This is a genomic window from Pseudomonadota bacterium, from assembly GCA_022361155.1.
In the GTDB taxonomy this organism is placed as follows: Bacteria; Myxococcota_A; Polyangia; order Polyangiales; family JAKSBK01; genus JAKSBK01.
In genome coordinates, this window is record JAKSBK010000499.1 from 1 (window position 1) to 9,946 (window position 9,946).

General features: G+C 67.3%; 7 protein-coding genes. 4 read left to right on the forward strand and 3 right to left on the reverse strand.

The window, feature by feature from the left end; all coding sequences use genetic code 11:
• Positions 1-37: 37 nt before the first annotated feature.
• From MJD61_18665 to MJD61_18675, 3 genes are all read right to left on the reverse strand, one after another.
• Positions 38-2,047 carry a hypothetical protein gene (locus tag MJD61_18665; GenBank protein ID MCG8557287.1) on the reverse strand — a complete coding sequence of 670 codons (2,010 nt, stop codon included), beginning with the start codon at positions 2,045-2,047 and terminating at the stop codon, positions 38-40.
• Positions 2,035-3,804: a hypothetical protein gene (locus MJD61_18670; protein ID MCG8557288.1), complete on the reverse strand. Its 1,770-nt coding sequence runs from the start codon at positions 3,802-3,804 to the stop codon at positions 2,035-2,037. Before MJD61_18670 ends, MJD61_18665 begins: the two co-directional genes overlap by 13 nt.
• A gap of 127 nt (positions 3,805-3,931) precedes the next feature.
• On the reverse strand, positions 3,932-5,713 hold the full coding sequence (locus MJD61_18675) for an IgGFc-binding protein (protein MCG8557289.1): 1,782 nt from the start codon (positions 5,711-5,713) through the stop codon (positions 3,932-3,934).
• A gap of 110 nt (positions 5,714-5,823) precedes the next feature.
• Between MJD61_18675 and MJD61_18680 the strand changes: the two genes are divergently transcribed.
• From MJD61_18680 to MJD61_18695, 4 genes are all read left to right on the forward strand, one after another.
• Positions 5,824-7,530 carry an aminotransferase class V-fold PLP-dependent enzyme gene (locus MJD61_18680; GenBank protein ID MCG8557290.1) on the forward strand — a complete coding sequence of 569 codons (1,707 nt, stop codon included), beginning with the start codon at positions 5,824-5,826 and terminating at the stop codon, positions 7,528-7,530.
• A gap of 245 nt (positions 7,531-7,775) precedes the next feature.
• The gene (locus tag MJD61_18685) at positions 7,776-8,390 is read left to right on the forward strand and encodes a response regulator (GenBank protein ID MCG8557291.1); all 615 of its coding nucleotides are present in this window, start codon (positions 7,776-7,778) and stop codon (positions 8,388-8,390) included.
• A gap of 32 nt (positions 8,391-8,422) precedes the next feature.
• Entirely contained in the window at positions 8,423-9,202 is a 780-nt protein-coding gene (surE, locus tag MJD61_18690; protein ID MCG8557292.1) for a 5'/3'-nucleotidase SurE, read from the forward strand.
• Positions 9,195-9,725, forward strand: coding sequence for an adenine phosphoribosyltransferase (locus MJD61_18695; GenBank protein ID MCG8557293.1), 531 nt, complete (start codon positions 9,195-9,197; stop codon positions 9,723-9,725). The genes surE and MJD61_18695 overlap by 8 nt, the downstream gene beginning before the upstream one ends.
• The last annotated feature ends 221 nt before the right edge of the window (positions 9,726-9,946 follow it).

The window sequence follows — 9,946 nt, forward strand, 5'->3', positions numbered from 1 at the left end:
AGCCTGCGAGGTGGGCAGGTTATGGTGTGGCGGGTCCTTACTGTTGCGCGGAGTATCGCAGGACCGTGCCGTGCAGGCCGACAGTCCAGAGGTTTCCGCGCGCATCACCCCAGATGCTCTCGAGCGAGTTGCGGGTCCCGCTGCTCTTCGCCGACCACCGGTTGCCGTCGTAGTGCAGCAAGGTGCCGCCCGTGCCAACCGCCCAGACATCGTCGGCAGCCCTGCCCCATACGTCGTTGATCGAGTAGCTTTCTCCCTCCGTCACCAGCGACCAAGCGCGCCCGTCCCAGTGCAGCAGGATGCCGCCCGTCCCGCCGGCCCATACGTCGTCGCTGGCTGCTCCCCACACGGCGCGCAGGGTCGCGCCGACGCTGCCGTCTGCGCTTGTGGGCACGTCGGCCCAGGCCGAGCCGTCCCAGTGCAGCGCTGCGCCGTCGCTTCCGACCGCCCAGAAGTCGTCTTCACGCTGTCCCCACACGGCGAGCAGATCCGCGCGGTAGCCGTTGTCGACGTCGATCCACGTCGATCCGGCGCGGATCAGCGTGGCTGCGTCGTTGCCCACGATCCAGGCGGCACCGTCGCTGCTGCCTCCGACCGCACGCAGCCATCCCCGCGCTCCGTTGACCCTTGCCGGCTCCGACCACGCGTCCTGCCGGTGGCGAACGATCGTTCCGCCCGTGCCCACCGCCCACAAATCCAAGTTGTCTGCCCACAGTCCGTAGAGCGAGCGCGGCGTGGGGTTTTCCTGCACCGCCCAGGTGCCTTGCCGGCGCACGAGCAACTCGTCACCCACGCTCCACACCCGGCCGTTCGGCCCGCCGCGGATGCTCAGCCGGTTGTGTAGCGAGCCGTGCGACAAGAGAGAGCGGGCGCCGTCCGACCAGTGCTGCACGATACCTCGCTCACCCACGACCAGCAGCTGGCCTTTGGCCAACCGGGTTGCGGCCTCGAGGCGTCGCCGGGTGCCGCTTGCCACCGGTGTCCAGCGTTGCCCGTAGCGCCAGGCGCTTCCGTCGTCGCCGAATGCCCATGCACGCCAGATCGGGTCACCGCCGCTGCCGGCAGCGCCGGCGTCCGTTCCGGCGTCCATGCCACCACCCCCGGTGCCTGCCGCGGAAGTGCTCGCGTCTGGCGCGCCGGCAGCGCCCGGCCGGGCACCTGGCGCCGTCGAATCCGCTACCACGGCCGTAAGATGACCAGAGAACCCGGTCTCGCTCGCTTCCCATTGCCGCCCGTCGAAGTGCAGTGCGGTTCCCCGCTCGCCCACGACCCACAGATCGCGCTCGTTCAGCCCGTCGATGGCCAGCAGATCCCGGCTGGTTCCGGGGTCTTCGTGGGTCCACTCGGTCCCATCGAAGTGGAGCAGCGTTCCTTGGTCGCCAGCGATCCAAACGCTGTCCGAGCCCGAGGCGGCCCACACCGCGCGCAACGCGTTGCTCGTGCCGAGTGCTTCTCGGTTCCAGCGGCTGCCGTCGAAGTGCCATAGCAGGCCGGCCTCCCCCGCGATCCAAACGTCGCCGGCGCGTGCCCGTACCGCGTGCAGGTCGTCCCGCGGCGGGTCCGGGGCGCCCGTGGTGGCCGAGCCGCCGTCCGACGGGATGACTTCGGACCAGCCTGAACCGTCGTGAACAAGGACTACGCCCCGGTCCCCGACGGCCCACACCGTGTTGCCTGCGCCCCAGACGGAGTTTAGCGATTCCTCGCTGAGGCCGGGCTCGTTGCGCCATTCGGAGCCGTCGAAGTGCATGAGAAGGCCGTGCTCTCCAACCGCCCAGATATCGCTGGCGGAGCGTGCCCAGACACCGAGCAGGTCGTGCCCCTGCGGATAGGGCAGCTCCCAGCACCAGCCATCCGTGCTGCACACCCCCCCTTGAGGCACCTGGGTGCTGCCTGCATCGGCATGACCCGCGGTCGCATCCGCCGCGGCGTCGAGGGGGGGCAGCGGAGGCTGTTCGGCGTTGCCGCTGTTGGAGCGCGAGCAGCCGACCGTAAGCAGCGCGAGCGCCGGCAGCGCGAGCGCTGCTTTTCGTCGCCCTACATCAGGCATGGAGGGCATTGGATAAGCGATCCGCCGCAGCCGTCGGACACGAGCTGCCCGCAGTTGCCGGCGCAAGGGGCGGGCGCGGGATCGCAGCACGTTCCGCCCTGCAGGCAGACACCGCTCCCGCAATCGCCGCAGTCGAGCGTGCCGCCGCAGCCGTCGCTTGCCGAGCCGCACGCGATCCCGAGGTCGCTGCACGTCTTGGGCGCGCAGCACTTGTGGTCCCTGCAGCGCTGCCCCGCGGGGCAAGAGCCGCAGTTCACGCGTCCACCACAGCCATCGGAGACCTCGCCGCACCTGCCCGCCCCGCAGCTGCTGCTCGGCGTACAGGGCTCGCACAGGTTGGCGCTGGTCAGGCCGCACACGAATCCTGTGTTGCAGCCGCCGCACTGCAGCCTGCCGCCGCAACCGTCGCTGACCCGCCCGCACTCTGCTGGCCCGCAGGCGGTTCTCGGCGTACAGGGCTCGCACAGGTTGGCGCTGGTCAGGCCGCACACGAACCCCGCTTGGCAGTCTCCGCAGTCGAGCCTGCCCCCACAGCCGTCGGGCACGCGCCCGCACTCTGCTGGCCCGCATGAGGTTCTCGGCGTACAGGGCTCGCACAGGTTGGCGCTGCTTAGCCCGCACACGAATCCTCTCGGGCAGCTGCCGCAATTTATTCGGCCGCCACAGCCATCGGACATGCGCCCGCAACGATCGGATCCGCAGGTTCTCGGTGTGCAGGGGATGCAGGTGTTGGCGCTGGTGAGTCCGCAGACTTGACCACCCGGGCAGTCTCCGCAGTCGAGCGTGCCCCCGCAGCCGTCCGAGATGGTGCCGCAGTGTGCTCCGGCGCCGCTGCACGTCTTTGGTGTGCAGCACTCACCGCGATAGCAGCGATCGTCGGGCGGGCAGTCTCCGCAGTTCAGCGTGGCTCCGCAACCGTCGCTCGTCGTACCGCACTGCCGGTTGCGCTCCGCACACGTCATGGGCACGCAGCTCGCGCACAGGTTGTCGATGCAAACCTCGCCCTCGGGGCAGGCACCGCAGGTGAGGCTGCGGCCCGTGCAGGCGCTCTGCAGGCGACCGCAGGTCTTGTCCCGCGAGACGCACTCGGCGGGCGCGGGTGCTGCGACGCAGCGGTCGGAGGCGCACACCAGCCCGCGGGGGCAGCTGCCGCACTCCAGCGTGGCGCCGCAGCCATCCGAAATCGTGCCGCACTCGGCGCCCGCTGCGGCGCAGCTCGTGGGCTCGCACGCGCGGCACGCGGCGGTGATCGCGTCGCAGATCTGTGCTGCAACGCACGCCGGGCAGTCCAAGGTCCCGCCGCAGCCGTCCGGCACCTTGCCGCAGCCGGCAATGCTTGCACAGGTCTTGGGCTCGCAAGCCTTGCATTGGCCACCCTGGCAGCGCTTGCCCGCCTCGCACTGCCCACAAAAAACGGAGGCGCCGCAGGCGTCCGTCACGATGCCGCATTCGAGGCCGGCGGAGCTGCACGCGTTGGCGCCGGACAGGCAGGTGTGGCTGGCAGCGTCGCACACTTCACCCGATTTGCAGGTGCCGCAGTAGAGCGTGCTGCCGCAGCCGTCATCGATCATCCCACACGTGGCACCTTGAGCTTCGCAGCCGGCTGGCGTGCACGAGCCCGCGCCTGCCGCGCCGCCGCCTCCCGAGGCGGCAGCGCCCGGATCGCCCACGAGCAGGCTGCTGTCGGTTCTACCGGCTGCGTCGCCGGCTGCTGCGTCATCAGTGCGTGAGCCGCTGGCCCCATCGGGCTGCTGCATGGCATGGGCTCCAGCATCGTGGGCAGCCGGACTGCGACCGTCGTTTCCGACAGAACAGCCCCCGGCTCCTACGAGGACCAGTAGCAGGCCGGGCAAGCAGATCGAATGGAGCCGAAGAGGAATCATCCTAGAGCAGCGGCGGCGGTGTGATGCGCTTGAGGTCCAGGCCCCCTGGATACATGTAGCTCGTGAAGCGGCCGTAGCCGTAGACCAGCAGGCCGAACTCGCTTTCGGCACGGATGCGGTGCACGTCGCTCCCGCCCGCCGGCAGTTCGTGGCGCAGGACCGCGAAGCCTGTCTGGCCTATGGGCCTGAAGCCGTGGCTGGGCAGCGGCTGGCCGTCCAGGACTACCCTTGTACCTTGGCGTGCCACCACGTTGATGAAGTTGACGTCGTAGGTCTTCGAGGCGACGAAGATGTAGTCCTTGCGGAACTGCTCCGAAGCCACGACGAGCGACATGGAGGGGTCTCCGGCGCCGCTTCGCACCGAAGAGAGCCCTTGCATGTACTGGGCGACGAGGATCGGCTTGTCCGAGGTGATCCGAACGTCCTCGGAGACTTCGCGTAGCTCGAGCGGTGGATCACCCGGGCTGATCTTCGTCGCCGCCACGAGCGGCGGCTCGAACGTGAGCTCGGTATCCTGCTGCACCGCAAGGACACGAATCACATGAGGCGACTCGCTCGCTGGCGCGGCGGGGTAGGTGACCACGTACTCCTTGCCCAATGTCTCGACCGGAAACAGGGCCTCTTCGAGATGGTCGCAGTCGCGCGTGTCCGCGGTCGGCACACGCGCGCAGGAGTGGCCGACGATGACCTGCACGGGCTTGCTGGCTCGCAGCTTGGTGCCGGTCGGATCGTCGAGGAACTGCAGGTTGGGACCCGTGTGCTCGGACAGGATCTGCAGCACGTCGCCGCGCTGCATCGAAACCCGACCGTGTCCGCGCGCATCGATGCCGCCGCCTGGACTGAAGCGCGCCCCGCCGTTCACCTCTACCGTGGTGTCGTCGGCGGTCGCCGTGACCGAGATGAAGGCGGCACCTTCGTTGAGCGCAGGCCAGCTGATGATATCGTAGTTCGCCGTAAGCGAGGTGGCCGGCAACAGCAGGGAAGCGTCGTTGCTGTAGGAGAGGCACGCCGAGGTAGCGCCGACCGCGCCCGGGCAGTCCGATGCTACTGGGCAGCCGGACGGAGCAGGTACGAGCTCGTACTGCAACGGGCTCAGCTGGTAGACGGTAACCGGTTGATCGGACCGTACTCGGTAGGCGCCCTCGCGCGCCAGCTGGCTGCTGCCGGGCGGCAGGATCTCCGCGGGGCACGCTCGCGCCGGATCGATCCCGGTTGCCTTGAGCTGTTCGACCCACGGCAGCTTGACGGTCTCGAGGCTGCCGACGCCGATGTCGAGCTCCTTGATCGCAGTGTCGCCGCGCGTGATCGTGACATGAGCAGGAAGCGTCGAGGCGTTGGAGATCGCGACTGCGTAATCGAACCCTTCCCAAACGGGGTTGGCCGTGACCGTGGGGTAGTAGTCGCAGCCCACATAGCTCTTCGATATCTCGGGCGGTGCGCAGACGCCCCGGCATCCGCCGGGCTCGCAGCGCATCCCCTGGACCGGGTCGCACTCGAAGCGGTCGTAGCCGGAGCCGTCCTCGCGGCAGTGCCGAGCAACGCCGTTGCTGCAGCTGCCCGACCCGGGCATGCACGTCGCGCAGCGGCCTGCGACGCAGGTTGCCCCGCTTGCGGCGCAGGCGCCCAGCGACCCCGGTTCGCTCGCCGCGCAGGCGCCCGGTCCAAGCCCCCCGTCCCCCGGGCCAAGGCTTTGTTTGTCCACGGAGCAGGCGCAGGTCAGCCACAGGGCGCCCAGCAGGCCCGCGGTTCGCGGCAAGCTGATGCACGGTCGTGTCGAAGGCATGCTCACGCTGTTTCACTACGTCGGCGTTCGCCAGAAGCTATAGGTGTCTGGACCGCGCCGCGCGCCGGATGGGCGATTCGCTGGTTGTGTGGAAGACTAAGGGCTACGACATGCAAGCCGGTAGCGACACGCTCCTACACACCATTCGTGAGTCGGTGGTCGGCAAGGACGAAGCTATCGAAGGGCCCTACGGTGCCCGGCGTATCACCTATGCGGACTACACCGCCTCCGGTCGTCCCCTCTCGTTCATCGAGGGTTTCATTGGCGACGAAGTGATGCCGCTGTACGCCAACACGCACACCGAGGCCTCGGCGACTGGGCTGCAGACCAGTCGCTTCAGAGAGGACGCGCGCAGCATCATCCAGGAAGCGGTCGGCGGCGGCGCGCAGGACGTGGTGCTCTTTTGCGGCTCGGGCGCCACCGCCGGCATCAGCATGCTCGTTCGCTTGCTGGGGCTGGCCATCCCTTCCCGGCTGGACGATCGCCATCGCTTTTCCGCGCAGATTGCGCCCCACGATCGTCCGGTGGTGTTCATCGGGCCCTACGAGCATCACTCGAACGAGCTGCCTTGGCGTGAATCGATCGCCGAGGTCGTCACGATTCCCGAGGACGACGATGGTCAGATCGATCTGAGCCGACTCGAGGCCGAGCTGGTGCGCTTCGAGCGCCGTTACCTCAAGATCGGCAGCTTCTCGGCGGCGTCCAACGTAACCGGCATCGTGTCCGACGTAGCCGCCATCGCGAGCCTGTTGCACCGCCACGGGGCACTGTCCATTTGGGACTATGCTGCCGCGGCGCCCTATACCGGCATCCAGATGAATCCGCCGCAGGGCGCCCCGGCGGCGAGCTATCTGGATGCGGTCGTGCTTTCCCCCCACAAGTTCATCGGCGGACCCGGCACCCCTGGCGTGCTCGTCGCCAAGAAGAAGCTCCTGGGCAACCGGGTGCCCGTGGTGCCTGGTGGCGGCACCGTGAGCTACGTCAACGCCTTCGAGCACCGCTACCTGTCCGATCCTGTGCTGCGTGAGGAAGGTGGCACCCCCGCCATTATCGAGTCCATCCGCGCCGGCCTCGTGTTTCAGCTCAAGGCAGCGGTGGGCGTCGCCACCATCGAGCGGCGCGAGTCGTCGTTCGTGGCTCGCGCCATCGAGGCCTGGCAATCCCATCCCAAGCTCGAGGTCCTGGGCAATCCGGACGCGAAGCGGCTGTCGATCGTGTCTTTCGTGGTGCGCCACGCAGATCGCTACCTGCATCACAACTTCGTAGTTGCGTTGCTCAACGACTTGTTTGGCATTCAGGCGCGCGGCGGCTGTTCGTGCGCGGGACCGTATGGTCACCGCCTGCTGCGCATCGATCTGGAGACTTCGCGGGAATTCGAACGCGAGATCACGCGCGGTTGCGAAGGGATCAAGCCTGGCTGGGTGCGAGTGAGCTTCAACTACTTCGTTTCCGAAGCGGAGTTCGGTTTCTTGCTGGATGCCGTGAGATGGATCGCCGACCACGGTTTCAAGGTCATGCCCGACTATCGGTTCCAGCCCGATAGCGGACAGTGGTCCCACACGTCCGGAGACCGTCACGCGCTCAGAAGCCTGCGCGAGATCGACTACGGCGACGGCCGGCTCCATTTTCCCTTCAGGACTCGCCCCAACCCGGCAATGGAGCGCGCTCGGTACGTGCAGATGGCCGACGAGGTTGTCGCCGGCGCCCAGCAGCGCTTCCTCGACCTGCAGCTCGAACCGCCGCGCCTGACTGCAGATTTCGAGCACCTGCGCTGGTTTCCCCTACCGCACGAGGTGCTGGCAGAGCTGCGAGAGTAGAGCTCCCATTGGTCGCTCGCATGGGCAAGCTTGACCAACGCAGAGACAACCTGGTTCGGCTGCCGGCCGCTAGCCGCGCCGCGTTCCGTTGTTCTGCAATTTCGCAGTATTTATATCGGCGATCACGATTCCTGCACATTAAGCTCAAGTTCCGCTGGACCGTGTCCGACCCAGCTGGTAGTCAGCTTCCCACATTAGGCGCCAGTGTGTGCGTGTGAGCGCAAACCGGCGTTGCTGGGCCCATCATGGCCGACCACCCGTTGCGAGCGCTCGTAGTTGAAGGAAATGCTGTCCTGGGGACAAGCATCTGCGCCTGGCTGCGACGCCGCGGTCACCCGAGCCTTCTTTGCTCGTGTCTGCAGGAGGCCCGTGGGCTGCTGAGCAGGCAGCGTTTCGAGCTCGTGGTCCTAGCCTGGTCCAGGTGCGATGAGGGGGGCGAGGCACTCGAGCTGACGAAGTGGTTGCGAGCCGGTCGCGCCGATCGCCTGCCTGCGATCGTCATGCTGAGCGAGCACACTTTGGTCGACGACGTTCAGGCCGCCCTCGAGGCAGGGGTCACAGACCTGTTGACCAAGCCGGTCGTTGCCACTCACCTTCGGGAGCGTCTGTCTCGGGCGGAGCTCGCCGCCCGCATCGCACGGCGTCAAGAAGAGCTCGAGATTGGGCTTGAGGTCGGCGGTTGCGCGCCGCCCCCCGATTTCGTTCCGGCGTTGCCCCGACCGTCGCATGAGCCTGGTCCGAGAGGCATGTCCAAACTCGCCTTCACGGCACGCGTGCAAAGAGCCGCTCGGAGGCGCTCCCCGTCGGGACCACGTTCCCGGCCCACGCATCTGTCGCTCGTGGTGACCGATGCGCGCTAGCGGCGCACGCCGGATGCTGATACCAGTCACGCATGGGCCGTCCCCTTGCCTTGTTGACCAACGACGACGGCGTAGATGCACTCGGGCTGCAGAGCTTGCGCAGGGCCTTGGTCCTGCAGGCGGACGTAGTGGTGGTCGCGCCGGCCTACCAGCGCAGCGCCTGCAGCCACGCGGTGACGCTGCATCGGGCGATGCATCCCGTCCGTCAGGCGCAGGGTGTGTTCGCGATCGACGGGACGCCGGCGGACTGCGTCTACATTGCACTGCATCAGGGCCATTTCTTTTCGCGCGCCCCGGATGTGGTCGTCTCGGGGATCAACCACGGCCCGAATCTGGGCGACGACATCTACTACTCGGGCACCGTAGCGGGCGCGCGCGAAGGCGCCCTTCGCGGCATTCCCGGCATTGCCTTCTCCATGGATGGAGACCGAGACTTTGACGCCGCAGCCGCGCTGGCAGCCCGGATAGCGCACAGATTGCTCGAGACCAAGCTGCCAGATGGCCCGGCGCCCCTGCTCAATGTCAACTTCCCGAGCGGGTCGAGCAAGGGTGTACGTGCGACCCGCCTCGGCCGGCGCGTGTACCGGGAACCGGTGGTGACCGAGTACGACGACGCCGCGGGGCGCGAGTACTACACAGTTGGCGGCTACCCGCACCACGAGGAATGCGAAGGCTCGGATACACAAGCCCTGGAGCAGGGCTATGCCTCTGTCACGCCGCTTGTCGTGGAGGCCACCAATCCGGATCACTTGGCTGTGGCAGCGTACGTTGCCCTCGAGCCCGATCCGCGCCACGGAGGGCGGGATGAGTAGGGAACGTACCGAGATGCTGAGGAGCTTCGTGCGCGACGTCCCCGACTTTCCCAAGCCTGGGATTCTATTCAGGGACATCACGCCGCTGCTTGCCAGTCCGGTCGCTTTCACGACCTGTCTGGACCTGTTCGCGGAACACTACGTAAACGCCGAGGTCGACATTATCGTGGGCATCGAATCACGCGGCTTCATTTTTGGCGCAGCCCTGGCAGCGCGCATGCTCAAGAGCTTCGTGCCTGCGCGCAAGCCGGGCAAGCTACCTCGGGCGACCGAGCGGGTCCACTACGAGCTGGAGTACGGCCGTGACGCCATGGAGTTGCACAAGGATGCCCTACCGGCCAGCGCCAGGGTGCTCGTGGTGGATGACCTGATCGCCACCGGAGGAACCGCCTGGGCGACCGCCGAGTTGATCCGGCGTCAGCGTTGCACCGTGGTTGCCGCCGCCTTCGTGATCGAGCTCAGCGCACTCGATGGCAGGCAACGCCTGCGTCCCGTGCAGAGCATGTCGCTGCTGAGGTATTAGCTACCTGCCGGTGCAAAAGTAGGGGAGGTTCTTCAATGATTGCGGCGGCTGGATGGCTGGGCGCTCCACCGAAGCTGCGCTGTTTCCCATTACCCGGACCACGGTCCGCAACATCGGCGGCCAATACCAGGCACGCATTGACGAAAGCTACCTGCACGACGCTTACGGCAACCGCTACCGCACCCAGACCAGCTACAACGATGGGCGCGTCGATGTGGTGA